This is a genomic window from Streptomyces sp. NPDC059743 (assembly GCF_042732975.1).
Classification (GTDB): domain Bacteria; phylum Actinomycetota; class Actinomycetes; order Streptomycetales; family Streptomycetaceae; genus Streptomyces.
The window spans coordinates 530979-557975 of sequence record NZ_JBHWGS010000001.1 but is presented as its reverse complement, the minus strand read 5'-3'; the positions used below and the strand labels follow the sequence as shown (position 1 = coordinate 557975).

The window sequence follows — 26997 nt, the reverse complement described above, 5'->3', positions numbered from 1 at the left end:
GCCCGATGAGCCAGGCGGCGCAGAATCTGAACTGGTTGATCACCAACTTTGTGGACAACACCCCCGGGGTGTCCCACACGGTGGTGGTCTCCGCCGACGGACTCCTGCTGGCCATGTCCGAAGGTTTCCCGCGCGACCGCGCCGATCAGCTCGCGGCCGTGGCGTCCGGTCTGACCTCGCTGACCGCGGGGGCGTCCCGGATCTTCGAAGGCGGTGCCGTCAACCAGACCGTCGTCGAGATGGAGCGGGGCTTCCTCTTCATCATGTCCATCTCGGACGGTTCTTCCCTGGCCGTCCTGGCCCACCCGGAGGCCGACATCGGTCTGGTGGGATACGAGATGGCACTTCTGGTCGACCGAGCGGGTACGGTCCTCACCCCGGATCTCCGGGCCGAGCTCCAGGGAAGTCTGCTCAACTGACAGACAGTGCGCTGCCTGCCACCGCACCATTAAGGTGCGGTGGCGCGGATCCACAGGTCCGTCAGCATCGGCCCGGCGACCGGCAGTCGGAGGAGGAAACGTGGCTACACCCCCAGGCGGACATCCCTATGACTACGACGGTGTACAGCGGTCCCCGGGCGAGCATGCGCGGAACCGCTTCAACTTCCCCTCCGCGCCCAGCGGTCAGGTGGCCGGCCAGGGCGCCGGACGCCCGCAGCAGCCTTACCATTCCCAGCAGCAGCCGTACGAACCGCCTCAGCGGCAGCCGTACGACCGGCCGCGGCGGCCCCGTATCCAGCCGGTACCGCCGCGGCGCGCCGAGGAGCAGCCCGCTCCCATGAATACGCACAACCCGCTGGTCCGTCCGTACGCCATGACCGGCGGCCGGACAAGGCCGCGGTACCAGCTCGCCATCGAGGCACTGGTCAGCACGACGGCCGATCCGTCCCAGCTCCATGGGCAACTGCCCGAGCACCAGCGGATCTGCCGGCTCTGTTTCGAGATCAAATCGGTCGCCGAGATCTCGGCGCTCCTCTCCATTCCTCTCGGCGTGGCCCGGATCCTCGTAGCCGACCTGGCGGAGGCCGGACTTGTCGCCATCCATCAGCCCGGCGGCGACGAGGCCGTCGGTGGCCAGCCAGACGTGACACTGCTCGAAAGGGTGCTCAGTGGACTTCGCAAGCTCTAGCGGCGGTGCAGCCCGCTCAACCACCAGCGCGAAGATCGTGGTGGCGGGCGGCTTCGGCGTGGGCAAGACCACGTTCGTCGGCGCCGTCTCGGAGATCAACCCGCTGCGTACCGAAGCCGTCATGACCAGCGCCTCCGCAGGCATCGACGACCTCACCCACACCGGAGACAAAACCACCACCACCGTGGCCATGGACTTCGGACGCATCACCCTCGACCAAGACCTCATCCTCTACCTCTTCGGCACCCCCGGACAGGACCGCTTCTGGTTCATGTGGGACGACCTCGTCCGCGGCGCCATCGGCGCCGTCGTCCTCGTCGACACCCGCCGCCTCGCCGACTGCTTCCCCGCAGTCGACTACTTCGAAAACTCAGGACTCCCCTTCGTCATCGCCCTCAACGGCTTCGACGGACACCAGCCCTACACCCCCGACGAAGTACGCGAAGCACTCCAGATCGGCCCCGACACCCCCATCATCACCACCGACGCACGCCACCGCGCCGACGCCAAAAGCGGACTCATCACCCTCGTCGAACACGCCCTCATGGCACGACTCCGGTAATTCCGCACGGCTGCGGCCAGATGCACGTAGGCACGACGAAGGCCCCCGCGCTCCGAGGAGTGCGGGGGCCTTCGTCGTACAGGCGGAGTGAGTCCTTGGGAATCAGCCCTGCCAGCTGTGCGGGGCGCGGAAGCCGGGCGTGCGCTCAAGACGGCGCCAGCCGGCCGTGGAGCGGCCGTGGTGGGCCGGGGCGTCCTGACGGGCCGCGGCGCGGGCCATCAGAACGGCGGTGATGGCGGCCAGCTCCTCGGGGCCGGCCTGGCCCTTCTCGACGCGCAGCAGGGATTCGTTCGTGGATTCGCTCATGGAGGTCGTATCTCCGTCTTCTCGGCGGGAGGGCGCGGGACGCAGGGTCACTGCGGGGGGTTGCCGTGCTTGCGCGACGGCAGGTCTGCGTGCTTGGTACGGAGCATCGCGAGCGCACTCGCGAGCACCTCACGGGTCTCGACGGGATCGATGACGTCATCGACCAGTCCGCGCTCCGCCGCGTAGTAGGGATGCATCAGCTCGGCCTTGTACTCCTTGACCATCCGAGCGCGCGTGGCCTCCGAGTCCGCGGCTTCCGCGATCTGCTTGCGGAAGATGACATTGGCGGCACCCTCGGCGCCCATGACCGCGATCTCGTTCGTGGGCCAGGCATAGGTGAGGTCGGCTCCGATGGACTGGGAGTCCATCACGATGTAGGCGCCTCCGTACGCCTTGCGCAGGATCAAGGAGATCCGTGGCACGGTGGCGTTGCAGTATGCGTACAGGAGTTTGGCACCGTGCCGGATGATCCCGCCGTGCTCCTGGTCGACCCCCGGCAGGAAGCCGGGCACGTCCAGCAGCGTCACGATCGGGACATTGAAAGCGTCGCACATCTGGACGAAGCGCGCAGCTTTCTCGGATGCCTCGATGTCCAGCACACCGGCGAGGGACTGCGGCTGATTGGCGACGATGCCGATGACCTGGCCGTCCAGCCGGGCCAGGGCGCAGATGATGTTCCGCGCCCAGCGCTCATGGACCTCAAGGAAGTCGCCCTCGTCAACCAGTTCCTCGATCACCTTGTGCATGTCGTACGGGCGGTTGCCGTCCGCGGGCACCAGATCGAGCAGCACGTCGGAGCGGCGGTCCACCGGGTCCTGGGAGACGACCGTGGGCGGGTTCTCGCGGTTGTTCTGCGGCAGCATCGACAGCAGATACCGCACCTCGGCGATGCAGGTCTCCTCGTCGTCGTACGCGAAGTGCGCGACGCCGGAGGTCTCGGCGTGCACATCGGCGCCGCCGAGGCCGTTCTGGCTGATCTCCTCGCCGGTGACGGCCTTGACCACATCGGGACCGGTGATGAACATCTGCGAGGTCTCACGGACCATGAAGACGAAGTCCGTGAGGGCCGGGCTGTAGGCGGCGCCGCCCGCGCACGGGCCGAGCATCACGCTGATCTGCGGGATCACTCCGGAGGCGCGTGTGTTGCGCTGGAAGATTCCGCCGTAGCCGGCGAGCGCGGAGACGCCCTCCTGGATCCGGGCGCCGGCGCCGTCGTTGAGCGAGACCAGCGGAGCACCGGCCGAGATGGCCATGTCCATGATCTTGTGGATCTTGGTGGCATGGGCCTCGCCGAGGGCGCCGCCGAAGATCCGGAAGTCATGCGCGTAGACGAAGACCGTACGGCCCTCCACCGTGCCCCAGCCGGTGATCACACCGTCCGTGTACGGCCTCTTGGCCTCCAGGCCGAAGCCGGTGGCGCGGTGCCTGCGGAGCTGCTCGACCTCCTTGAACGATCCTTCGTCGAGCAGCAGTTCGATGCGCTCACGCGCGGTCAGCTTGCCCTTGGCCTTCTGGGCCTCGGTCGCGCGGTCGCTGGGCCCTCGGCGGGCCGTCTCGCGCAGGGCGTGCAGTTCGGCCACACGCCCCCGGGCATCGGTGGGCTCGCTCGGCGTCTCGTCCACTACGGTCATGTGCCAACCCTACGAAGAGCACCGGTGAAAACACGCCGTAGACTCCACACAGTCTCCTGGCGGTATTCCTGGTGGGCCTGGACAGAACCCGGCCGGATGCGGGGCTCCCGGACAGCAACGTACCCCCGGCTCTTGTGGGATTCCCCTAGATGTCAGATGAACGACATCTGACAGCGATGGGTCGCGCCGGCCGTCCCCGGAGTGATCCTCAGCCGTAGCGTACGCCCGGCCGAGAGCACCTCGACCGAAGGGTCGTGGGCCGTGACACGCCGCACTCTCCGGTCCCAGTGGACCTCCAGCGGCCTTCCTGAGCGCAGAGGTTCACCGACACAGAGCGTCGCGGTACGGCCGCGGACCACGGCGAGCACACTCGCGGGCGCGGTCGCGGTGAGCGGACCTGCCGTACCGGGCCGCCAGAAATTGACGGCGGTACAGCCGAGCGGGTGGACCGCGACCGCCTGGCAGCCGTCCGTGTTGGCGAGGATCTCCAGCCAGTGGCGGTCGGCGGCGCGGGCCGCCAGGGCCCGCCGGGAGGCGCCGGGCATCAGCACATAGGCATAGCCCGCGCATGTCGGATCGATGCCGTGGTCGAACCAGAGAGTCCGGTAGTGGCGTGTACGCCGTTCGGGCGAACCGGAGGTGTTGATGTCGTTCCATGAGCCGGCGCGCTCCTCGGCGAGGGTGACGAGCCGGGCGCCGCCCGGGAAGAGCCAGCCGCCATGGCCGTCGAGATGGGCCCAGCGCGGGCGCGGGCCGCCGTCGAGCGTAAAGGCATGGGCGGAGTGCTCCCCCAGGTTGCGGTTGTCGACAACCGTCTCGACCGGCACTCCGTCGGTGCAGGAGATCCCGGCGCCCAGACAGACGACGGCGTCGGTGAGGAAAAACCAGGATTTACGGGCTTCGAGGCTGGAGCCGAGGCCCTTGAGATGCTGTCCGACGGCCGCGAACGTCCCGTCGGTCGTGCCGCCCACCCACCGTACGGCGGGCCTCGGCGCGCCCCACTCGCCCCCGGCCCGGTCCGCGAGCCGCTTGGTGGAGACGGTCGTGCCGGGCAGCCGGTACGGGTCCACGGTGGGCCAGAACCAGTCGGTGTACTGGTCGTTGTTCCGGTCCGCGCACCACCAGGAGAGCATCCCGGCTCCGGTGTGCCAGCCGCGTGGATTCTCGCCGTTGCCGCACTCGTAGTGCGCGATCCGCTCGGAGGCCATCGAGAGCGCGGCGGCCCATCCCGGCCCCCGGTGCACGGCCCGGTCCATCGAGGCGAAGAGCCGGTGGCCGACCGGCTCGGGAAGCGCGGGCACGTCCGAGGCGGCGAGCGTGTGCAGCCGGGCGAGATCGGCGATGTCGAACTGCCGGGCGGTGAGGACCGGAGACACCGTGTCCCGCTCGATCCAGCCCTTGACCAGGCCCGTCCAGCGCTCGCGCTCGCCTGTGGACGCGCCGCCCGCGAGCAGCGCGACGGCCGCGATGAGTCCCTGGCCGTGGAAGTGGTCGCCGCGCAGCACGGGCAGCTCGTCGCTCATGAGGTAACCGCGGCTGATGGCACGCCCGTTGACGCAGTCCATCACCAGCCCGTTGTAGATCAGCGGCGCGTAGGCGTGCTCCACGCTGTCGAGTACGGTCCGCCGGCCGGGATCGGTGACGGCCCAGGCGGATCCGGCGAGCAGCGAGAAGAGCCGGCCCAGACCGTCCAGCAGGACCTGTCCGTACGTACCCGAGTAGGCGACCCAGGTGTGCTGGACGAACGAGCCGTCGGCGTAGAGCCCGTCTCCCTCGGTGACATACGGGAAGACGGGCGAGAGCGCGTCGCGGGCGAGGGCGATCTTGGCGGGCGTCCGGCCGAGGATCCCGCGCAGGACGACGGAGCGGCAGAGGTCGACGCGGTTGGCGCCGGTGCTGACGCCTGCGTACGAGCCGAGGAGCGCGTCCGGCACGAAGTGGTCGACGGCCGCGCAGGCCGCGGCGCGCAGCTCCTCGGGAAGGTGGTCGTAGAGGACGGCGGTGATGTCCATGAGCAGCCGCGGGCTGCCGATCCGCCACTCCCACCAGTTGCCGTAGGGCGTGGTCGAGGGCCGGTAGACGGTGGCGGAGAGATGGCCGAGACCGCGCACGACATCGGCGAGGAGCGCCGTGTCACCGGTGAGACCGGTGCCGGGCCGGGTGTACGCCTGGGCCATGGTCCAGAGCCTGCTGTAGCTCCGGGTGATTCCGGCGGGCGGATCGAAGCCGATCCCGGGCCAGAGATGGGTGGCGGCCGGAGCCATCGACCGCTGGAAGCCGGCGGCGAGTTCGGCGGTCTCGGCGAGCCGGGAGGCATAGGGCTCGGCGGCGGAATCGTAGCCGGTACCGAGCTGGAGGTCCGCCCAGCGCAGCAGCAGCGCTTCGAACTCATCGGCGGAGGCGGGCTGTTCGGCGGCGAGCTGTTCGGCGGCGGCCGGTCGGGCGAGGCCGAGGGCGCCCGCTCCGGTTAAGGCCAGAAAGGCTCGGCGGGACCAGGAGGACAGCGGCGACACGGAGACCTCCGCGCTCGGGACGGGCGGTACAGACCGGTCTAGCACAGGGCCCCGCGTCCTCCGCACAGAACGGCGCTGCCCTGCCCTCCGGTCGGTCGAGGAGAGCGGGGCAGCGCGTGTCCAGGGACAGCCGGTCAGCAGCCGCCGCAGTTGTAGTACGTGACGTCCCAGTGGTTGCCCTCGTCCGCGTAGAGGTTGCCGGCGCCGGACTGCCACTGCGGATAGCCGTCACCGCGCGGGCCGATGTAGGTGAAGTTGTTCTTGATGTAGTTGGTGAGGCAGGTGCCCTTGGCAAAGTCGAGCTTGTAGCCGTTCCAGTGCGAGTACGTGCCGCTCGCGTGGCCCGTCTCCGTACCGCCCGTGATGTTCAGGGCACAGCCGCTGGCGCTCTTCAGGGTCTGCGCGCCCTGGGCCGACATCAGGTTGAGCTGCTCGAACGACGTACAGGTCGGGTTGTTGCGGTCGGAACAGCCGCCGGACGAGGACCAGGTGATGCCGCGTGAGCTGAACATCGAGGTCGCCGTGGCGTGGGTGACCTTCGTGGCCGCCTGGGCGTCGCCGGCCGAGCTGAGGACGCCGAAACCGGGCGCGAAGAGCGCGCCGAGGACCAGGGCGAGCGCGGTGAGTACCGAGCGGAGCTTCATGGGGGGATTGCCTCCTGCTGAGGGCCGTTGGTGTCGATGGGGCAGCGGTGCAGGTGGTAGCAGAGGAGATGGTGCCCGATATCTACGCGCGTCGCCAGGGTGCGGCGAACTCGATCGGGTGACATTGTTGAAGCTTGAACGAGATAGGTCTAAGGTGGCGGCGATTGAAGGTTTGAACAAGTCAGTCGTATCTCAGGAGGAACCATGGCCCTCTTCGGCCGCAAGAACGACAGCGCCACCACCGCCACCGTCGAGGCCGATCCGGCCCTGGCGGCGCTGACCGGCGAATACACCATCGACCCGGCGCACAGCACCATCAGCTTCACCGTCCGCCACGCGATGGTCACCAATGTCCGCGGCTCGTTCACCGAGCACGAGGGCACGCTGAACCTGGACGGCTCGAACCCGGCGGCCTCCACGGCCACCATCGATGTCTCGATCGCCAGCGTCGACACCGGGATGCCCGACCGCGACGGCCACCTCCGCAGCGCCGACTTCTTCGACGCGGAGACGTTCCCGAAGATGTCGTTCCGCTCCACCTCGGCCGAGCAGATCGACGCCGAGACCTACCGTGTCACCGGCGATCTGACCATCAAGGACGTCACCCGGCCGGTCACCATCGACCTGGAGTTCCACGGCTCCGCCACCGATGTGTACGGCAACGAGCGGGTCGGCTTCGAGGGCAGCGCCTCGATCCTGCGCTCCGAGTGGGGCCTGACCTGGAACGCGGCGCTGGAGACCGGCGGTGTGATGGTCAGCGACAAGGTCAAGCTGAACTTCGACATCTCCGCGATCAAGAAGGCCCCCGAGGCCGCCTGAGGCCCGCGTGGGCTGTACAGGGAAGACCGGCGACCGGCGGAGGCGCGCTTCAGACCCCGTAAGGCATCAGGTCCGTAAGGGCTTGGGCCTCGGGTCAGAAGCCGCCTCCGCCGTCGAATCCGCCGCCACCGCCGAAGTCCCCGCCGCCGCCGAATCCTCCGCCGCCGAAGTCGCCCGGATCGTAGTCGGCGCCCGAGTGGTCGCCACCGCCGTAACCGGTGTGGTCGTCACCGCCGAAGTCGGCCGCGTAGGCGGGCGTCGCCATCACCGAGCCGAGCATCGTGCCCACCAGCAGTCCCGGCAGCAGTCCGCCGCCGAAGTAGCCGCCGGCCCACGGTCCGTACGCGGGTCCGGCCTCCCAGTAGGGACGAGGGCCGTTCGCGGTCTGCACCGTACGGCTCATCGGATCGTCGCCGTCGGCCAGCCGCGCCGCGTCGGCGGCGCAGACCGGCACGGTCCGCCGTACACCGGCGGGCGGAGCCCACTCCGCGTCGGCCGTCGAAGGGCCGTGGCGCGGATCGAAGAAGCACGGTGAACGGCGCTCGGGCAGCGGTGCGCCCTTTCTGCGCGCGTCCAGCACCGCCAGTGAGAACCGGCCGTCCTCCAGCGCCTGCGTCACTCCGCGTACGTCGTCGGGCCGCCCGGCCGAGCCCATCAGGGACTTGGCCTTCTCGTACGCGTCGAGGGAGCGCTCGTACTCCGCGCGCATCGCGTCGTCGGCGCCCGCCTCCGCGGGATGGAAGTCGAGCCGGTCCAGCTCCTCGCCGAACGCGGTGATGTCCTCGTCCACGACGACGCGCAGCTTGTCCAGCGCCTCGCGCTCCCGCTCGATCCGCCTGCCGCGATTGCGCCGCGCCACGGCGTACGCGCCCGCGCCGCCCGCCGCGAGCACCGAGCCGAGCACGATCAGCCCGGTGGTCGAGCTGCCGGAATCGTCCGAGCCCGTGGTGTCCCAGGACGCCGGGGCCTGGCCGCGGATCTGCGGGAGCGCCTGGTCGACGAAGTTGTTGAGCTCGGTCGACGCGTCCACCGGGCCGCCCGCCTTGACCGCGTCGGTCAGATTGCGGACCGCCTGCTGGGAGAGCACGGCGGAGTCGGCGCCCGCGTCGAAGCGGTCACCGAGCCGGATGGCGTACAGACCGGTGATCCCGGTCTCGGCCCGTACCGTGTTCAGCACGGAGGCGGCCGGGAACTGCGCCGTATCGGGCAGGACGGCCACGAAGAGCGGCTTGTCCGCGTCTTTGATCTTCTTCGCCAGGGCCTCGGCCTCGGACGTCGAGAGCCGGCTCGCGGCCCCGGGATCCACATACACGGGCCCGTTCTTGAGAGCCTCGGCCACGGTCCCTGGACCGGTGGCGGCCTCCGCGGCGGGCGCCATCCCCAGGACGGCGGCCGAGCCGGCGAGCAGCAGCCCGGAGAGTGCGGAATACAGCCTCGTCCTCATACATTGACGCTACCCGAAATGCGCCAAGATGGGGCAGGGATGAGCAAAAGCGAAAGCCTGGCGACAGACGCGGAAGAAAGCCTGGCGACAAGCGCGGAAAGACAGGCGCGGAAAGGGTGAGGCACCCGGACCTGTCGCGGCCCGGGTGCCTCACCCATGAGGTCCTTCGGTTCCCTCGCCGATCAGGCCGCCTTGTACGCCGCCGTCAGCTTGGCCACCGCACCGGTCAGATCACCGGTGAGCAGCAGATGGTCCGCGTCCGCGAAGGGCTTCGCCGAGGCGGGAGTGATGTGCTCGCCGATCTTCTGCTGGACGAGCAGCCTGGCCTGGCCGACCAGCTCCCTGCCCTGCGCCGACTTGCCCAGCCCGGCCTTCTCCAGCACCTGGGCCGCGACACCGAGGGCGGCGAGAGTCAACTGCCCGCCGCCGGGCGGCGCCTTGAGCGTCGTCAGGCCCCAGCCGTACGGGAACTGCGGATCGTAGACGGCGTCACCGACATTGATCGGCAGTGACTCGACCGACTTGGGCCAGGTCAGCGGAAGCTGACCGGTGAACGCCTTCTTGCCGTAGAGGACATCGGCCACACCGTCGCCCTCGCTGCCCGGCAGCCAGGACGCCACCAGCGCGTCGATGTCACCGAGCTGGTCGCCGATGAGCTGCGGCCGGCCGGAGACGATCAGTACGGCGCACTTCATGGCGGCGCAGACCGTGTCCACCGCCTGCCTGTCCTCGTCGGACAGATTCAGATCATGGCCGTTGCCGACATCGCCCTGGCCCTCGGCGTACGGCTTCTCGCCGACGACGACCACTCCGACGTCATGGCCCGCGGTCGGCGCCGTGGCGTCCTTGGAGTAGGTGAGGGAGGCGTTCGGAGCCGCCTTGCGCATGCCTTCCAGGATGGTCGTCCCGGTGGTGGTGCGTCCGGAGCCGCCCTGCCAGGTGATGGTCCAGCCGCCCATCTGGTTGCCCAGATCGTCGGCGTTGGAGCCGGCCACGTACACCTTCTGCGACGGCTTGAGCGGCAGGACCGCGCCCTTGTTCTTTAGCAGCACCTGCGACTCGGCCGCCGCCTGACGGGCCACCGCCCGGTGCCCGGGTGAGCCGATCTTCGGCTGGTTGGTGGTGTCCGCGTACGGCTTCTCGAACAGACCGAGCCTGAACTTCTGCTCCAGGATGCGGGATACGGCGTCGTCGATCCGCGCCTGGCTGATCCGGCCGGCCGTGACCTCGGCCTGAAGCGTCCGGGTGAAGTCCTTGTATGCCGTCGGGACCATGATCATGTCGAGTCCGGCGTTGATGGAGGTACGGACATCGCTCGCGTAGTCGCCCGGGATCTGGTCGATCGCCTGCCAGTCGCTGATGACGAAGCCCTTGAAGCCCATCCGGTCCTTCAGCACACCGTTGATCATGGCGCCGTCGGCGTGCATCTTCACCGCGGGCCGGTTCTCGTCGGTGATCTCCAGCGAGGAGTACGAGGGCATGACCGTGCCCACGCCTCGCTTCACGGCGTCCTTGTAGGGCGCGAGATGGATGGTCTCCAGCTCCTTGCGGGTGACCTTGGTGACGCCCTGGTCGATGGTGTACGAGCCGGTCGTGGACGAGCCGTACTCGGTGCCGCCGTCACCGACGAAGTGCTTGGCCGTCGCCAGCACCTTGTCGTTGCGGTCCAGACCGCTGCCGTCCGCCGGGCCCTGGAGACCGTTGACGACGGTGTCCATGGCGATGACCAGCGCGGGATCCTCGCCGAAGGACTCGTACGTACGGCCCCAGCGCTCGTCCCTGGCGACACAGACGCAGGGCGCGAAGTCCCACGGGACGCCGGTGGCCCGTACCTCGTTCGCCGTCACCGCGCCGGTCCGCTCCGCCAGCGCCGGATCACGCGTCGCGCCGATACCGATGTTGTGCGGCATGATCGTCGCGCCGATGACGTTGTTGTGGCCGTGCACCGCGTCCACGCCGTAGATCAGCGGGATCTGGAAGCGGGTCGCCTGCGCCCTGAGCTGGAAGGCGTCGACCATCTTCGCCCAGGCCTGCGGGGTGTTGGGAGTCGGTACGGATCCGCCGCCGGAGAGCAGCGAGCCGAGATCGTAGGCGGCGATGTCGCCCTGGGCCGTGAGCGCGTTGCGCTCGGCCTGTGTCATCTGGCCGGCCTTCTCCGCGAGGGAGAGCCGGGAGACAAGGTCGGCCACCCGCTTCTTCACCGGCAGTTTCGCGTCGAGATACGGCAGACCGTGCGCGTCGATCACGATCTGCGGGTTCTCGGCCGGGGCCTTGGCGCCGGTGACGGTGAGCTTGAGCGGTACGGTCTCGGCGCTCTCGGCGGCCCTGTCCTTGAGCGTGGCGACCTCGACGGTCCGCGAGGTGCCCGAGGCGCTGCCGGCCGGGAAGGTGACCGAGCCGGAGACGGCCGTGTAGTCCTTGCCCGCCTCCGCGGTACCGCCCTCGGTGGTGCCGCCCTCGGTGGTGTAGTCGACCGTCACGGGCTCCTCGATCGGGCCGGAACCGGTCGTCGCGACCGAGATCCGCACCTTGGCCGCGGCGCCCTCGGTGACGGGATATACGGCCGCGTCGGTGATGACGCTCGCCGTCAGACTCGGGTCGGCCTTGCCGTACAGCTCCACTCCGTCCAGGGCGAAGCGGCCCGGCGCGCCCGTCGGCAGCGTGAGGGCATAGCCCCACATCTCCGTCAGACCGAGAACCTGGTCGATTCCGCCGACCGGCTGATAGTCGGTGCGGTACTGGAAGTCGGCGAAGGGTATCTCGACCTGGTGCCAGCCCTCCCAGTCGTCGGTGAAGGACGTCGTCCACAGCTCGGAGGCCTCGCCGTTGGCGCCGCCGTCCTTGATCTCGAAGTTGATCCTCTTGCCGGAACCGGGCGGCAGAGGCGCGGTGTTCTGGCCGTACCACCAGAAGCGGATGCCACGGTGGGCCGACCAGTCGTGCGACGGCTCGTCGAAGGCGAAGTCATGGCTGAAGCCGCCGTATCCGCTGATGTCGTAGCTGCCTTCGAGGACCTTGGCGCCCTCGGGCGCGTCGGCACGCTCCACCAGGCTCAGGGCCGGCGGATCGTCGGCGTCGCCGCCCCAGGTGAAGATGCCCTCCTCGGGCGGTCCCGCGAACGGGACCTCGCCCTCGAAGCGGTCCACGGCCACCGGGGCCGGTTCGTCCGCGGCTGCGGAGGGACCGGCTCCCGCCAGGGGCAGCAGCCCCGCCAGGACGGCGGCGGCGAGAAGCGCCGCCGTCCTGGTGCCCGGCCGCGGTCTGACACGTATGCCTCGCATCGTGCTCGTTGCTCCTTGTGTCGCTGGTGTCCCCGGCGGCTCTGCTGCCGCCGGGGACGCTGACGCCGTTGCTTCTGCTGGACGTTGGCCTTGGTTCTGCTACTTCTGCTCGACCCGGACCCAGTCGATCTCGGCCTTGATGCCGCCCTGGGCTATCCGGTCGACGCTCGACTGCGGCAGGCCCCAGTACGGCTGGGTGACCTTGTTCCAGCCCGCCGGATAGGCCCCGCCGAGCGCGAGGTTGAGAATCACGTACTGGTTGTGGTCGAAGACCCACTTGCCCCGTGTGGACTCCAGCTTCTGGCGGGACGTCTCCTGCACCACCCGGTCGTCGACGGTGAAGCGCATGCCCTCCGGCTGCCACTCCACCGCGTAGGTGTGCCACTCGTCGGCACGCCCGCCGTTCGGGAAGGTCTGTGTCTTACCGATGTTGCCGTCGGCCGAGTAGCCGGGACCGTGCAGCGCGGTGCTGGTCCAGTCCCCGTAGCCGATGTTCTCCATGATGTCCGTCTCGCCCGAGCCCGGCCACGAGACGGCCGGGTTGTCGACATCGCTGCCCAGCAGCCAGAAGGCCGGCCAGAAGCCGTCGCCGACCGGCAGCCTCATCCGGCCGCTGACCTTGCCGTAGGTGAAGTCGAACTTGGTGTTGGTGTCGATACGGCCGGAGGTGAAGTCGTACGTCCCGCCGCCGGGCACGGTGGTGCAGCCCTTGCAGTACTTCGACTCCAGGACCAGGCTGCCGTTCTCGGTCCGGATGTTGTTCGGCGAGTCGACATACGCCTGGGACTCTCCGTTGACCGAGCCCATCTCCGTGCCGGTACGGACCACTCGCCACTTGCTGCGGTCCAGTCCCGAGCCGGTGAAGTCGTCGAAGAAGGTCGTACGGTAGGCCGCGCCGGAGTTCTTGGGCAGCGCCGGATAGGCCGCCGCCGCGCTGCCGCCGGTGCCCCAGACCTGGAACTCGTACAGCGAGTAACCGAACTGGGCGGTCGAGGGCGCCGGGTTGTAGAAGGAGCGGCGCTCCTTGCCCAGCATCCGGATGTAGCGCGCGGTGGCCGGCGTGGCGAGAGTGACGGTGTCGCGCCGGCCCGCGGCCTCCCCCGGCGGCTTGACATCGGCGCGGCGGGCGGCGACCTCGGCGGCGGAGGGGCGGTACACCGTGCGCCAGGTGCGGTTGTCGTCGGAGACCTGGAGTTCGTAGTCGACGGCGTAGGCCGCCTCCCAGTACAGATCGACCGCCTCGATCCGGGACGGTGTGCCCAGATCGACTCCGACCCAGCGGTCCGCGTTCCAGTCGCTGGCCCAGCGGGTCTGGTCGCCCTTGAGGTCGGCGGGCCAGCCGCCGTCGGTCACATAGGCGGGAGAGTTCCCGGCGTGCTGGTAGAGACTGCCGTACGCCGGATGGTTGAGGGCGAGATTGGTCCGGGTGGTGGAGGCGGGCGCGGGCTCGCCTCCGTACACCTGGAAGGAGAAGAGGGAGTAGCCCCAGGCGGTCGCCCGCTGCACACCGCGCATCCGGACATAGCGCGCGGTGACTTCCTGCGGATAGGTGTGCGCGGTGACGGTGCCGCCGGTGCCTTCGGTCTCGGTGTAGAAGCTCGTCCAGTTGGTGCCGTCCGTGGAGGCTTCCAGGACGTACTGCCTGCCGTAGGCGGCCTCCCATTCGAGCTTGACCTGGTTGACACGGATGACGCTGCCCAGGTCGATCCTGATCCAGGCGTTGTCCGTGAAGTCGCTCGCCCAGCGGGTGGCGCCGTTGCCGTCGACGGCTCCGGAGGGCGGGGTGCCGGGGTTCTCACTGCCGGACGCGGTGACGGAAGCGGGATTGGCGGCATAGGCCGCCGCCGCCCGGTCGGTGTTCCAGGCCGCCGCCACGGCCGCGGCCCGCGCGGGCGCCCGGTCGGACTGCTGAGGTACGGGCGCGCTGAACGCGAGCGGGGCCGACAGCGCCAGAAGCGCCGCGGTGGCGGCCACCAGGGTCGTACGTGAGGGCATCGGTGCCTCCTGTGGGGGGAGTGCGGGTGTGTGGAGCGATGTCCGTACGGAGTGGCGCTGTCCTTGAGAGTCCTGACCGGGTGTCGTGCCGTGGCGTGCCGTGTCAAGCCATGGCGTGGCGTTCGTGGCGTTCGTTCTACGGAGCCGACTACGGGGCCGACTTCCGCACGATCAGTTCGGTGGGCAGCACGACCGGTTCGTCCGGCGCGGACGCGCCGCCCAGATGTCCGAGCAGCATCGTCGCCGCCGTCTCGCCCATCTCGCGCGCGGGCTGGTGGACGGTGGTCAGCGGCGGCTCGGTGTGCCGGGCCATCGGGATGTTGTCGAAGCCGACCACCGCGATGTCGTCGGGCACGCTCCGCCCGGCGGCCCGCAGGGCCCGCATCGCACCGGCCGCGCTGATGTCGTTGTGCGCGAAGACGGCGTCGAAGGCGACCTGGCCGGCGAGGAGTTTCTCCACCGCGAGCCGTCCCGACAACTCGGTGAAGTCGCCCACCACGACCAGATCGGTCGGCAGCACCTCCCGGAAGCCGCTGAGCCGGTCGCGTACACAGCCGAAGTGCGAGGGCCCGGTGATGACCAGAGGCCTGCGGCGGCCGTCGGCCAGCAGATGGCGGGCCGCGGACGCGCCTCCCTCGCGATTGGTGGTCACGACGGAGGGAAAGTCCTCGGGATGGCTGCCGCGGTCGTCTATCAGCACGACGGGCAGGCCCTTGTGGTGCAGTCCGATGATGGTGTCGAGCGTGTTCTCGGGCTCGACCACGAGCAGTCCGTCGAAGGCGCGGGCCGAGACCTGTGTGGTGAAGTGCTCCACCGACTCGGCGCCGCGGTTGCAGGTGAAGAGCAGCAGACCGTAGCCGGCGGCCTCGATGGTGTCGACAACTCCCTGGAGGACCTCGCCCATCCACGGCCAGGTGAGCGAGGGCACCAGCATGCCGACCGTACGGCTGCTGCCACGGGCCAGTCCGACGGCGCCCGAACTGGGCACATAGCCGAGCTGGGCGATCACGGCCCGAACGCGGGCCGCCGTACTGCGGTCGACTTCACCTTTGGTGTTGATCACCCGGGACACGGTCGTCTTGCTGACGCCTGCCTGGCGGGCGACGTCCGCGATCGTGACACGCATCGGTGCCTCCGCTTCGAGGTGTGGAACCGGTACCGCAACCGCTTCCGGAACCGGTACCGGCGTTGGGCGGTGAGTTAACCGGCACGCAACACAGCCGTCAATACTTCACGTCGAGATTGGTCCGAACCTTTGTTACGTACCAGGCCGGCAGCAGGTCAGAGGCGTAATGCGTTCAGTTCATGAACACGCTGAACGCGCCGTCTCTTGACGGGAGTTCGTAACAGCAGTTCACTCACGCCGCAGGGAGCGACAAGGCGACAAGGCACTGCCGCACCCGAACCCCCCACCCTCTGCCGAGAAGGGCAGCAGTTCTATGTCGAGATCGACCGGTACCGGGCGCCGGCTGACGAGGGTTCTCCTCGCCGGCGCCCTCGCCACCGCCGGGCTCACCGGCCTCTCCGCGGGTACGGCCCAGGCCGCGGGCGAACAGGTCAACATCTGGCTGACGACGACGGACGACGCGGCCGGACGCCATGTCACCCGCGGTCTCCAGCAGCAGACTCCCGTCACCTTCCAGCCGGGCAACGGCGGCAGCGGGACGAACATCACCGTTGACGAGGGCACCCGCTATCAGACCTTCACCGGCGGCGGCGCCTCCTTCACGGACACCGCGGCCTGGCTGATGAAGGGCAGCGGAGCGCTCTCCCAGGCGACGCGTGACGACACGATGAGAAAGCTGTTCTCGCCGACCGAGGGCATCGGGCTCTCCTTCATCCGTAACCCGATGGGCGGTTCCGACCTCGCCCGGTTCGGCTACACGTACAACGATCTGCCGGCCGGTCAGACCGACCCGACGCTCTCCCGGTTCTCCATCGCGCACGACCTCGCCGATGTGCTGCCGCTGACCAAGCAGGCCAAGCAGCTCAATCCGGCCCTGTCGACCATGGCCTCACCGTGGACGGCGCCGGCCTGGATGAAGGACAGCGGGCAGCTCAACGGCGGCTGGCTGAAGGCGGAGAACTACGGCACCTACGCCGACTACTTCGTCAAGTATCTCCAGGCCTACCGCGACCAGGGCATACCGGTCGACTATGTCTCGGCGCAGAACGAGCCCACCTGCTGCGGCGGTTATCCGTCGATGAGCTGGAACGGCTCGGGTCTGGCGTTCTTCACCAAGAGCAACCTGCTGCCGAAGCTCCAGGGCGCCGGTCTGTCCACCAAGGTCCTGGCGCACGACTGGAACTGGGACACCTACGACGCGTACGCGGCCGAGACCGTGAACGACGCGGCCGTACGCAACCATCCCAACTTCGGCGGCGTCGCCTGGCACGGCTACGGCGGGAACATCCAGAAGCAGACGGATGTCCACAACCAGTATCCGCAGCTGAACGCCTTCCAGACCGAGCACTCCGGCGGCACCTGGATCGCCAATCAGCAGCGCGAGGACATGGCGAACATCATCGACTACACCCGTCACTGGGCGAAGTCGGTGACCAAGTGGTCGCTGGCGGTGGACCAGAACCGCGGTCCGCACAACGGCGGCTGCGGCACCTGCGACGGTCTGATCACCGTCCACAACGGTGACGCGCGCCATGGCCAGGTCGACTACACCATCGAGTACTACACGATGGGTCATCTCACCAAGTTCGTGAAGCCGGGCGCGGAGCGCATCGCCTCCACCGCCAGCACCACGGTCTCCAATGTGGCCTGGCGCAATCCGGACGGTTCCAAGGCGCTGATCGCCTACAACGACGGCTCCGGCGCGCAGCAGGTACGGGTCAACTGGGGCGGGCAGAACTTCAGTTACTCCCTGCCCGGCAAGACCTCGGCCACCTTCACCTGGGCGGGCACGCCGTCCGGCGGCGGCTCGGACCGGACCGGCACGCTGGTCGGGCTCGGCGGCAAGTGCCTGGACGTGGCGGGCGGCGGCAACGCCAACGGAACGGCCGTGCAGCTCTACGACTGCAACGGCTCGACGGCCCAGCGCTGGACGCTCAAGGCGGACGGCTCCGTACAGGCGCTCGGCAAGTGCCTGGATGTCGCGGCGGCGTCGACGGCCAACGGCGCGAAGGTCCAGCTCTACGACTGCAACGGGTCCGGTGCCCAGCAGTGGAGATACGAGTCGGGCTCGGCCGATCTGGTGAACGTCCCGGCCGACAAGTGCCTTGATGTGACGGGCAATTCATCGGCGAACGGCACCGGCACCCAGATCTGGACCTGCACCGGAGCCGCCAATCAGAAGTGGCGGCTCCAGGGCTGAGTCCGGACCTGAGGCCGAGGCCCGTTGCCGACGTCCGCTGAGCAGGGCCGGCGTCGAACCGAGGGAGTGCTACTCCGCCGGTTCGACGCCGGCCCTCAGCAGGCCATAGGTGTACGCGTCCTCCAGGGCCTGCCAGGAGGCCGCGATCACATTCTCGGCGACACCCACCGTGGCCCAGTCGCCGGTGCCGTCCGAGGTGGTGATCAGTACGCGCGTGGTGGACTCCGTACCGTGCCGGCCCTCCAGGATGCGGACCTTGTAGTCCACCAGCTCCAGCTTGGCGAGCTGTGGATAGATCTGCTCCAGACCGACCCGCATCGCCCGGTCCAGCGCGTTGACCGGCCCGTTTCCCTCCGCGGTGGCGACGATCCGCTCGCCCTTGGCCCACAGCTTCACGGTGGCCTCGTTGGCGTGCGTACCGTCGGGCCGGTCCTCCACGATCGCGCGCCAGGACTCCGTACGGAAGTAGCTGCGCGGCCTGCCCTCCGCCTCCTCGCGCAACAGCAGTTCGAAGGAGGCGTCGGCGGCCTCGTACGTATAGCCCTTCAGCTCACGCTCCTTGACCCGGCCGACGACACGGCCGACCAGATCGCGGTCGCCGCTCAGATCGATGCCGAGTTCCTTGCCCTTGAGCTCGATGGAGGCGCGCCCGGCCATGTCGGAGACAAGCATCCGCATGGAGTTGCCGACCAGCTCGGGCGCGATGTGCTGGTACAGATCCGGATCGACCTTGATCGCGGAGGCATGCAGTCCGGCCTTGTGGGCGAAGGCGGAGACGCCGACATACGGCTGATGGGTGGAAGGCGCGAGATTGACAACCTCGGCGATGGCGTGCGAGATCCGCGTCATCTCGGCGAGCGCGCCCGCGGGCAGCACCCGCTTGTCGTACTTCAGCTCCAGCGCGGCGACGACCGGGAAGAGATTGGCGTTCCCGACGCGCTCACCGTATCCGTTGGCCGTGCACTGCACATGGGTGGCGCCCGCGTCGACGGCGGCAAGCGTGTTGGCGACGGCGCAGCCCGTGTCGTCCTGGGCATGGATGCCGAGCCGGGCTCCGGTGTCGGCCAGCACGGTGGAGACGACGGCCTGGATCTGCGCGGGCAGCATTCCGCCATTGGTGTCACAGAGGATGACCACATCGGCGCCGGCCTCGGCCGCGGCCCGTACGACGGCCTTGGCGTACTCCGGATTGGCGCGGTAGCCGTCGAAGAAGTGCTCGCAGTCGACAAAGACACGGCGGCCCTGCTCCCGCAGATGGGAGACAGTGTCGCGGATCATCTCGATGTTCTCGTCGAGAGTGGTGCGCAGGGCCAGTTCGACATGGCGGTCATGCGATTTGGCGACCAGCGTGACCACCGGCGCGCCGGACTCGATCAGCGCTCTGACCTGCGGGTCCTCCGACGCCTTGGCTCCGGGCCGCCGCGTGGAGCCGAAGGCGACGAGCTGGGCGTGCCGGAACTCGATCTCCTGCCGGGCGCGGGCGAAGAACTCGGTGTCGCGCGGGTTGGCACCGGGCCAGCCGCCCTCGATGAAGCCCACGCCGAACTCGTCCAGGTACCGGGCGATGGCCAGCTTGTCGGCGACGGTCAGATTGATGCCCTCGCGCTGCGCGCCGTCGCGCAGCGTGGTGTCGAAGACATGGAAGCTGTCGTCGCTCTCCGTGGACTCTGTGGTCATGGTGGGTTGCTCCTGTCGAGTGGATGGTCTGGCTCCACTTGCCCCCATCGTCGCGCGCCGTCCGCCTTCCGCCGGGGTGGGGCCGGAAAACGAAAAAACCTCTCGCGGGTGCGAGAGGTCTGCGCGCGGGTCTGAGGCACGATGGCCGCGCCGTACATGGTGGTACGAGGCGATCACTGCGGACCGGCGCGCTTGCTGCCGATAATCATGGCGAGCGAGAGCACGAGCCGATTTTCGCATGTCGCGCGCGGCTGGGCAGAACTGTCTCACCATACGGGCGCGCCCGGCTCAATCGCTGGTCACGGCGGTACGGGACCGCCGGCCCGCCCTGGTCAAGGGCGCGCCGACGGCGGTACGTCACAGGGACAGCGTCGAAGACAGAAGCGGAGTCGGAGCCAGGGTCAGGACCGGCCCAGCTCGTGCATCCAGCCATGGGTGTCGGGAGCCACGCCGCGCTGGATGTCCAGCAGAGCCGTACGCAGCTCCATGGTGACCTTGCCCGGCTCGCCGCCCGACTGGGTCCACTCACCGGCCGCCGACTTGACCGCGCCGACCGGCGTGATCACCGCGGCCGTACCGCAGGCGAAGACCTCGGTGAGGCTGCCGTTCTCGGTGTCGCGGCGCCACTGCTCCTTGGAGATCCGGCCCTCCTCCGCGGTGTAGCCGAGGTCGCGCGCCACGGCGAGCAGCGAGTCACGGGTGATGCCGGCGAGCAGCGAGCCGGTCAGCTCGGGCGTGACGATACGGTCGCCGTACACGAAGTACAGATTCATCCCGCCCAGTTCCTCGACCCAGCGGTGCTCCAGCGCGTCCAGATAGACCACCTGCTCGCAGCCCTTCTCCGCCGCCTCGGCCTGGGCGAGCAGGGACGCCGCGTAGTTGCCGCCGGTCTTGGCGAAGCCGATGCCGCCCGGCACCGCGCGGACGTAGTTCTCCGAGAGCCAGACGGAGACGGGCCGCACACCGCCGGGGAAGTACGCGCCAGCCGGCGAGGCGATGACCAGGAACAGATACTCGTTCGCGGGCCGCACCCCGAGACCGACCTCGGTCGCGATCATGAACGGACGCAGATAGAGGGAGTCCTCGCCGCCGTGCGCGGGCACCCATGCCTTGTCCTGCTCGACCAGCGCGTCGCACGCGGCGATGAAGGTCTCGACCGGCAGCTCGGGCATCGCGAGCCGGCGGGCGGAGAGCCGGAAGCGGTTCGCGTTGGCCTCGGGACGGAAGGTGGCGACCGTACCGTCGGGGCGGCGGTAGGCCTTGAGGCCCTCGAAGATCTCCTGCGCGTAGTGCAGCGTCATGGTGGCCGGGTCGATCGAGAGCGGCGCGTACGGGACGAGCGCCGCGTCGTGCCAGCCCCGTCCCTCCGTCCACTTGATCGTCACCATGTGATCGGTGAAGTGGCGGCCGAAACCCGGGTTGGCCAGAATCGCCTCGCGCTCCGCGTCGGAGAGCGGATGCGCGGAGGGCTTGAGCTCGATCGTGGGCGTGGTCATGAATACTCTCGTCCTTCACCGGTTGTGTATGACGGACCGCGCTCACGCCGCTACTGCTACTAGGACGTCCGAGCATTCCCGCATGCCGCGGCCCACGCAGATTATCGCGTGAACGGGCAGCGGAGGAAACGGGTGAATGCGGCCCAATGCCTGCCCAAGGGCTGCTCTTGGCTAAGGGCTGCTCTTGGGCCGAGGGGGTGCCGGGCGGGTGGTGCCCGGTGGCCGCACACAGCACAGCACAGCCGCCGGGTTCCGAGGACCCGGCGGCTGTGAGAAGTCGACGGGTCAGCTCGCTACGCGTACGGCGAGCGCGTCACCGATCTCGTCGGTCGTGCGCGCGGGAGCCGTCGTGTCGCGCTCGGCGAGATCGGCCGCGACGGCCTCCTCGATCCGTACGGCCTCGGCGTCGAAGCCGAGATGACGCAGCAGCAGCGCGACGGAGAGGACCGTGGCCATGGGATCGGCCTTGCCCTGGCCCGCGATGTCCGGCGCCGAGCCGTGGACCGGCTCGAACATGGACGGGAACGTACGGTCCGGATTGATGTTCGCGGACGCGGCCAGGCCGATACCGCCGGTCACGGCGGCGGCCAGGTCGGTGAGGATGTCACCGAAGAGGTTGTCGGTGACGATCACGTCGAAGCGCTCCGGCTGGGTGACGAAGAAGATCGTCGCGGCGTCGACATGCAGATAGTCGGTGGTGACCTCGGGATACTCACGGCCGACGCGGTCGAAGATGTTCTTCCACAGATGGCCCGCGTAGACGAGGACGTTGTTCTTGTGGACCAGCGTCAGCTTCTTGCGCGGACGGGCGTCGGCCCGCCGGTACGCGTCACGGACGACACGCTCCACGCCGTACGCCGTATTGAGACTCACTTCCGTGGCCACCTCGGCGGGCGTACCGGTGCGCAGCGAACCTCCGTTGCCCGTGTACGGGCCCTCCGTGCCCTCGCGGACGACGACGAAGTCGATCTCCGGCCGGCCCGCCAGCGGTGTGGCGGTGTGCGGGAAGAGCTTCGACGGACGGAGATTCACATAGTGGTCGAAGGCGAACCGCAGCCTGAGCAGCAGCCCGCGCTCCAGCACACCGGAGGGCACGGACGGATCACCGATCGCGCCGAGCAGGATCGCGTCATGGCCCTTGAGGGCCTCCAGCTCCGCGTCCGGGAGGGTCTCCCCGGTACGGTGCCAGCGGCCGGCGCCGAGGTCGTACTCCTTGGTCTCCAGCTTCACATCCTGAGGAAGGACGGAGCTCAGGACCTTCAGGCCCTGGGCCACGACCTCCTGGCCGATGCCGTCACCGGGGATCACTGCGAGATTGATGCTGCGAGACATGACGGCACCCTACTGCGCGTCCCAGCCCATGACACGGTAGGTCCATTCTGTGGACAGGTCGCGTCTCGCGGCCGAGCGCGGACGGCGTCCGTCGCCGCGCGCGGACGGCATCCGTCACCGATTGCCCGTCGTGTCGCATCCCGTCCCGTCACCGACTCGATGCCCAGGATCCACACGAACGCCATCCACTGGTGTCACGGTCTGTCCATGGATACCCCTCGTGTCGGGATCCCCGACCGTCTCGCCTCCCGTATGACCATGCCGGAACAGCATGAGTATCTGCGCGGCCGGATCGGCCGGCGCGGGCTGCTCAGAGGCGGCACGCTCCTCGCGGGCACGGTGGCCGGCGCCGGGCTGCTCGGCTCCAGCGCGGGGCCCGCCGGCGCCTCCGCGGACGCTTTCGCGGGTGCCGTCGGCACCGGCCCGGCGTTTCTGCCCTCCTCGGCCGCCGCCCGCGTCGACGGTTCGCTGGTGGCGCCCTTCGGCCGGCATCTCGCCTTCGGCTCCGACCCGAAGACCAGGATGACGGTCTCCTGGCAGGTGCCGTTCGCGGTCAAGAAGCCGTTTCTGCGGGTGGGACCGAAGCCCTGGGAGCTGAGCCGGCGGATCGAGGCGGAGGTACGGCCGCTGCACACTCCGTCCCTGTCGGCCGCGCTGCCCGCGGTGGACCAGTACTACCTGCATGTGGCACTGGAGCGGCTGCGGCCCGGCACCACGTACTACTACGGCGTGGGCCATGAGGGCTTCGACCCGGCCGACCCGCGCCACTTCTCCACCATCGGCACCTTCCGTACCGCGCCCGCCGCCGCCCGTACCGAGTCCTTCGTGTTCACCGCCTTCGGCGACCAGGGCGTCTCGTACGACGCGCTCGCCAACGACCAGGTGATCCTGGGCCAGAATCCGGCCTTCCATCTGCACGCGGGCGACATCTGTTACGCGGACGGCAGCGGCCAGGGCTCCTCGTCCGACACGTACGACGCCCGGGTCTGGGACCAGTTCCTCGCCCAGACCGAGACCGTGGCCTCGCGCGTGCCGTGGATGGTGACCACGGGCAATCACGACATGGAGGCGTGGTACTCGCCCGACGGCTACGGCGGCCAGAACGCGCGCTGGACTCTGCCGGACAGCGGTCCCGATCCCGTGAAATCGCCGGGCGCGTACTCCTTCACGTACGGCAATGTGGGCGTGGTGGCCCTGGACGCCAACGACGTCTCGCACGAGATCCGCGCCAACACCGGCTATACGGACGGCGCCCAGACGCGCTGGCTGGACCGGCGCCTCGGCGAACTGCGCGCGGACCGGGACATCGACTTCGTCGTGGTCTTCTTCCACCACTGCGCGTTCTCCACGACCAGCGCGCACGCTTCCGACGGCGGTGTGCGCGAGGCCTGGGTGCCGCTCTTCGACAAACACCGCGTCGATCTGGTCGTCAACGGCCACAACCACGTGTACGAACGCACCGACGCGCTCCGCGGCGGCGCGATCGGCCGCCGCGTGGAGATCGGCGGATCCGTCAACTCCACACGGGACGGCATCGTGTACGTCACGGCAGGCGGCGCGGGCAAGACGCTGTACAGCTTCCCGGTGCCGGACAGCTACGAGTCCCGTCCGGCCGAGCTGGAAAGCGTGCCCTCCTACCACTGGGAGCCCGGCGGCGCGAAGGCCGCCGAGACCGTGGAGTGGTCACGGGTGCGCTACACCGGATTCTCCTTCCTCGCCGTCGAGGTGACGACAGGACACCGCCCACAGCTGAAGGTCACGGCGCTGGCGGAGACCGGCGAGCGGGTGGACCACTTCACGGTGACCCGGGACGGACGGATGTGATCAGGGCGCCGGATCTTGGCGGCGGGACCGGGCGGCGGGACCCAGCGCGCGAAGGAGATGACCGATGAGCGACGAGATCATGCACGGGTGAGCATCATCATCGAGTTCTTCACCGCCCCTGACGACACCTCAGCGGCAGGCATCGCTGATCGCGGCCCGGTCGGCGTCTTCGACTCGCTGGCCTGCGGAAACTTCGATGCCTCCGAGGCAGTGATCGAGTGGGAGAGCCTGCTTACCGGGCAGAACTTCGAGGCGCTCGTCGCGTCCGACGAGCCGCGCATGGTTGCTGACCCGGAAAACGGAGACGGCCCCCTGCTGTTCGTCGCCTCGGGTGCGCTTCAAGGGGCACTGGCCGGCGCTTCGGCGAGTCGCCTTGCCGAGGTCGGCGAGCTGTGGATCCAGGAACGGGCCGCTGAGGGCGAGGTGTTCGACTCTGAGACAGTGCGCGAGCTACTGAGTGACCTGGCGGACCTGGCTCGTACCGCCGAGGGATGGGGTCATGGCCTGTACTGCTGGATGGCCTAGCGCCCCGGCCGCCGTGGTGCGGCGGTCCCGCAATCCGGAACCGTCCCGTCCCGGGCCCGGTCGGCCGCCGGGCTCGAAGAACCGTCGTCCGGCCACTCGTCACGACGTGGGCAGAGTCCTCGCCACGGGCGAGGCCTACAGGCGTCCCACCCGCCACGAGATCGGCAGCAAGCCGCGGCGCACGGAGTGACGGAGGCTTCAGGGCTCGTTCCGGTCCAGCACGCGATCGCGGTATGCACGCCATGCACCGAAGGCCGACCGGGCGGAGTCCGCGGTGAGGAAGTCGCCCGACCCGGTGTCGAAGGCCCGTGCCTTCAAAACATCCGCGACCGCGAGGGCTGCATGGGCGGCTGCCTCGCCATCGCCATGGATGAAGAGGCTTACTCCGGCGACCGGCACGTCGTCTGCCTCGTTGACCGGGGTGCTGATGGAGAAGTTCGGACCCTCGTAGCCGCCCCACCCACTTTCCGAGTACTCGATGCCCGGCAGTACTTCTGCAAGGGCCCTGCGAACGTCCCGGCCAGTGCCCAGGCCCGGCGGGTCCCAGTCATCGGGGATCTCGTCCACTGCCCCGGCCTCGGGCGGAAATCGCATGATGAAAACGTCCCAGCTCACCCGCCCAACCTACGCGTCAGCACTGACACTCAAGCCGTCGCCGAACCGGGGCACCTGGTTAAGCGCGGGGACTCCCCCGTAGTTCCAGGCCGTCCTGGACGGCATCCGAGTGTCCCGGCGCGGACCGGGACGCCCGCGTACCCGACCGGGTAAGGGCCGCGCGGACAAGGCGTACGGCTTCCGCGCCAACCGCGCCCACCTGCATCAACGTGTCACCCGCGAGGCATTCGGCACCGGCAGTCCTCTCACCGACAACTTTCCCCTCCTTGACAATTTATTTTGTCGGATGGATTCTGGAGCGGTGCTGGACGTCGCTGTGATCGAAGAACCCGCCGCGGCCGAGGCGTCCCTGGACCCGATACGGGCCCGGATCCTCGCCGCCCTGGCCGAGCCCGGCTCGGCCGCCATGCTGGCCGTCCGTCTCGGGCTGCCACGGCAGAAGGCCAACTACCACCTGAAGGAGCTGGAGCGGCATGGACTGGTCGAGCTGGCCGAGGAACGGCGCAAGGGCAACGTCACCGAGCGGGTGTACCGCGCCACCGCCGTCTCGTACGTGATCTCCCCCAGCGCCCTGGCCGCCGTGAGTCCGGATCCCTCCCGCTCTCCCGACCAGCTCTCCGCCCGCTGGCTGCTGGCGCTGGGCGCCCGGCTGGTCCAGGAGGTCGGGATGCTGCTGACCGCCGCCGCTCGGGCCGGGCGGCGGGTCGCCACCTTCGGCATCGATACGGAGGTACGGTTCGCCTCCGCCGCCGACCGGACGGCCTTCGCCGAGGAGCTGACCCGGGCCCTGGCGGCCCTCGTCGGCCACTACCACGACGATGCCGCCCCAGGCGGCCGGAGCCACCGCGTGGTCGTCGGACTCCACCAGATCCCGGCGGCGCGGCCCGGCTCCCGGGAGAGCCCGACCGGCCCGGAACACCGGTCTGGCCCGGATCACCGGTCCGAGGGACGCACGAGAACGCATCAGAAGCAGGACAGGAGAACCGACGATGACGCACCCGTTCGAGATCGAGCACGAGACGGCCCTGCCTGCGAGCCCGGAACAGGTCTGGCAGGCAATCGCGACAGGACCGGGAATCGATTCCTGGTTCATGGGGCGCAATGAGGTCGAGCCGCGCGAGGGCGGCATCGCCGCCATGGACACCTGCGGCCACCGGGAGGAGGCGGTGATCACCGCCTACGAACCCGGCAAGCGCTTCGCCGCCCGCACGCCCACCGCCGCCGACGGCCGGTTCATGGCCTTCGAGTACCTGATCGAGGGACGGGACGGCGGCAGCACCGTGCTCCGCGTCGTCCAGAGCGGCCTGCTCGGCGACAACTGGCAGGACGAGTACGACGCTCTGCGCCGCGGCTGGCCCTTCCACCTCCACACGCTCCGCGAGTACCTGACGCACTTCCCGGGACGCATCGGAGTTCCCGTCTCCGCCGTGGCGCCGTCGGACAGCCGGTCGGCGCAGGAGGTCCGGGCGGCATTCACCCATGGGCTGTCACTGCCGGAGCGGGCCGCCGTGGGCACACGGGCGCACGCCGAGCCGGCGGACCTGCCGCCGCTGGTCGGCGTGGTGGTCTGGTCGGACGACGAGCGCATCGAGGTCCGCACCACGGACGGGATCTACACCTTCCTCGACTTCGCTGGCACCGCGGTGATGTTCCACCACCTGTTCGGGCCGGACACGGACGGCGCCGAGACTGCCTGGCAGCAGTGGCTGACCGGTCTTCTCGGCTGAGATCCGCAGGCGCGCCCGGACTCCCGTCCGGACGGCCCACAAAGACTCCACATCAGGAGGCCGCCGCCTCGAACACGAGCCGAAGCGGCGGCGAGTAATCCCGAGTAATCGAAAACCGCACACACAAACCGCACACACAGAACACTCAAGGA

21 protein-coding genes and 1 pseudogene are annotated in these 26997 nt (G+C 69.2%); 10 read left to right on the top strand and 12 right to left on the bottom strand.

Annotated elements, in window-relative coordinates:
- Positions 1–5: 5 nt before the first annotated feature.
- The 3 genes from ACFV6H_RS02515 to ACFV6H_RS02505 all read left to right on the top strand — a co-directional run bounded on the left by ACFV6H_RS02515 (position 6) and on the right by ACFV6H_RS02505 (position 1690).
- Positions 6–419 carry a roadblock/LC7 domain-containing protein gene (locus ACFV6H_RS02515; RefSeq protein ID WP_026057603.1) on the top strand — a complete coding sequence of 138 codons (414 nt, stop codon included), beginning with the start codon at positions 6–8 and terminating at the stop codon, positions 417–419.
- 100 nt (positions 420–519) lie between these two features.
- Positions 520–1128: a DUF742 domain-containing protein gene (locus ACFV6H_RS02510; protein WP_385537636.1), complete on the top strand. Its 609-nt coding sequence runs from the start codon at positions 520–522 to the stop codon at positions 1126–1128.
- Positions 1109–1690, top strand: a complete 582-nt coding sequence (locus ACFV6H_RS02505; RefSeq protein WP_031229389.1) for an ATP/GTP-binding protein — start codon at positions 1109–1111, stop codon at positions 1688–1690. Before ACFV6H_RS02510 ends, ACFV6H_RS02505 begins: the two co-directional genes overlap by 20 nt.
- 102 nt (positions 1691–1792) lie before the next feature.
- Here the strand turns inward: ACFV6H_RS02505 and ACFV6H_RS02500 are convergent, their stop codons facing one another.
- From ACFV6H_RS02500 to ACFV6H_RS02485, 4 genes are all read right to left on the bottom strand, one after another.
- Positions 1793–1996 carry an acyl-CoA carboxylase subunit epsilon gene (locus tag ACFV6H_RS02500; protein WP_066949407.1) on the bottom strand — a complete coding sequence of 68 codons (204 nt, stop codon included), beginning with the start codon at positions 1994–1996 and terminating at the stop codon, positions 1793–1795.
- Between the two features lie 47 nt (positions 1997–2043).
- Complete coding sequence (locus tag ACFV6H_RS02495) at positions 2044–3627, bottom strand: acyl-CoA carboxylase subunit beta (protein WP_384793440.1); 1584 nt, start codon at positions 3625–3627, stop codon at positions 2044–2046.
- A 152-nt stretch (positions 3628–3779) separates the two neighbouring features.
- Complete coding sequence (locus ACFV6H_RS02490) at positions 3780–6131, bottom strand: polysaccharide lyase 8 family protein (RefSeq protein ID WP_385537929.1); 2352 nt, start codon at positions 6129–6131, stop codon at positions 3780–3782.
- A gap of 143 nt (positions 6132–6274) precedes the next feature.
- Positions 6275–6784 (bottom strand): hypothetical protein, encoded by a 510-nt coding sequence (locus tag ACFV6H_RS02485; RefSeq protein ID WP_385537630.1) that lies wholly within the window; start codon positions 6782–6784, stop codon positions 6275–6277.
- A gap of 204 nt (positions 6785–6988) precedes the next feature.
- Between ACFV6H_RS02485 and ACFV6H_RS02480 the strand changes: the two genes are divergently transcribed.
- Positions 6989–7603, top strand: a complete 615-nt coding sequence (locus ACFV6H_RS02480) for a YceI family protein (protein WP_385537627.1) — start codon at positions 6989–6991, stop codon at positions 7601–7603.
- A 94-nt stretch (positions 7604–7697) separates the two neighbouring features.
- Here ACFV6H_RS02480 and ACFV6H_RS02475 read toward each other — a convergent pair whose 3' ends face one another.
- The 4 genes from ACFV6H_RS02475 to ACFV6H_RS02460 all read right to left on the bottom strand — a co-directional run bounded on the left by ACFV6H_RS02475 (position 7698) and on the right by ACFV6H_RS02460 (position 15449).
- The gene (locus tag ACFV6H_RS02475) at positions 7698–9047 is read right to left on the bottom strand and encodes a hypothetical protein (RefSeq protein WP_385537624.1); all 1350 of its coding nucleotides are present in this window, start codon (positions 9045–9047) and stop codon (positions 7698–7700) included.
- A gap of 182 nt (positions 9048–9229) precedes the next feature.
- Entirely contained in the window at positions 9230–12328 is a 3099-nt protein-coding gene (locus ACFV6H_RS02470) for a glycoside hydrolase family 3 N-terminal domain-containing protein (protein ID WP_385537621.1), read from the bottom strand.
- Positions 12329–12427: 99 nt separating this feature from the next.
- A complete protein-coding gene (locus tag ACFV6H_RS02465; protein WP_385537618.1) occupies positions 12428–14323 on the bottom strand; it encodes a discoidin domain-containing protein in 1896 nt (631 codons plus the stop codon).
- 148 nt (positions 14324–14471) lie between these two features.
- Positions 14472–15449, bottom strand: a complete 978-nt coding sequence (locus ACFV6H_RS02460) for a LacI family DNA-binding transcriptional regulator (protein WP_385537615.1) — start codon at positions 15447–15449, stop codon at positions 14472–14474.
- 313 nt (positions 15450–15762) lie between these two features.
- Between ACFV6H_RS02460 and ACFV6H_RS02455 the strand changes: the two genes are divergently transcribed.
- Entirely contained in the window at positions 15763–17649 is a 1887-nt protein-coding gene (locus ACFV6H_RS02455; protein WP_385537612.1) for an RICIN domain-containing protein, read from the top strand.
- 69 nt (positions 17650–17718) lie between these two features.
- On the opposite strand, the gene cimA is transcribed toward ACFV6H_RS02455, so the two are convergent.
- The 3 genes from cimA to ACFV6H_RS02440 form a co-directional block, all read right to left on the bottom strand.
- Positions 17719–19326, bottom strand: a complete 1608-nt coding sequence (cimA, locus tag ACFV6H_RS02450) for a citramalate synthase (RefSeq protein ID WP_093597150.1) — start codon at positions 19324–19326, stop codon at positions 17719–17721.
- Positions 19327–19727: 401 nt separating this feature from the next.
- Positions 19728–20822: a branched-chain amino acid aminotransferase gene (locus ACFV6H_RS02445; protein WP_385537608.1), complete on the bottom strand. Its 1095-nt coding sequence runs from the start codon at positions 20820–20822 to the stop codon at positions 19728–19730.
- 285 nt (positions 20823–21107) lie between these two features.
- Positions 21108–22154, bottom strand: coding sequence for a 3-isopropylmalate dehydrogenase (locus ACFV6H_RS02440; RefSeq protein ID WP_385537605.1), 1047 nt, complete (start codon positions 22152–22154; stop codon positions 21108–21110).
- A 207-nt stretch (positions 22155–22361) separates the two neighbouring features.
- On the opposite strand from ACFV6H_RS02440, the gene ACFV6H_RS02435 reads away from it, so the two are divergent.
- From ACFV6H_RS02435 to ACFV6H_RS02425, 3 genes and pseudogenes are all read left to right on the top strand, one after another.
- Positions 22362–23978 (top strand): purple acid phosphatase family protein, encoded by a 1617-nt coding sequence (locus ACFV6H_RS02435; RefSeq protein WP_385537602.1) that lies wholly within the window; start codon positions 22362–22364, stop codon positions 23976–23978.
- Between the two features lie 87 nt (positions 23979–24065).
- Positions 24066–24503: a hypothetical protein gene (locus tag ACFV6H_RS02430; RefSeq protein ID WP_385537599.1), complete on the top strand. Its 438-nt coding sequence runs from the start codon at positions 24066–24068 to the stop codon at positions 24501–24503.
- 34 nt (positions 24504–24537) lie between these two features.
- Positions 24538–24693: pseudogene (locus ACFV6H_RS02425) on the top strand (transposase); the annotation flags it as partial.
- Between the two features lie 8 nt (positions 24694–24701).
- On the opposite strand, the gene ACFV6H_RS02420 reads toward ACFV6H_RS02425, so the two are convergent.
- Entirely contained in the window at positions 24702–25118 is a 417-nt protein-coding gene (locus tag ACFV6H_RS02420; RefSeq protein ID WP_385537596.1) for a hypothetical protein, read from the bottom strand.
- A gap of 286 nt (positions 25119–25404) precedes the next feature.
- Here ACFV6H_RS02420 and ACFV6H_RS02415 point away from each other — a divergent pair, with 286 nt between their 5' ends.
- Positions 25405–26223 (top strand): ArsR/SmtB family transcription factor, encoded by an 819-nt coding sequence (locus ACFV6H_RS02415; RefSeq protein WP_385537593.1) that lies wholly within the window; start codon positions 25405–25407, stop codon positions 26221–26223.
- Complete coding sequence (locus ACFV6H_RS02410) at positions 26210–26845, top strand: SRPBCC domain-containing protein (RefSeq protein WP_385537590.1); 636 nt, start codon at positions 26210–26212, stop codon at positions 26843–26845. The genes ACFV6H_RS02415 and ACFV6H_RS02410 overlap by 14 nt, the downstream gene beginning before the upstream one ends.
- The last annotated feature ends 152 nt before the right edge of the window (positions 26846–26997 follow it).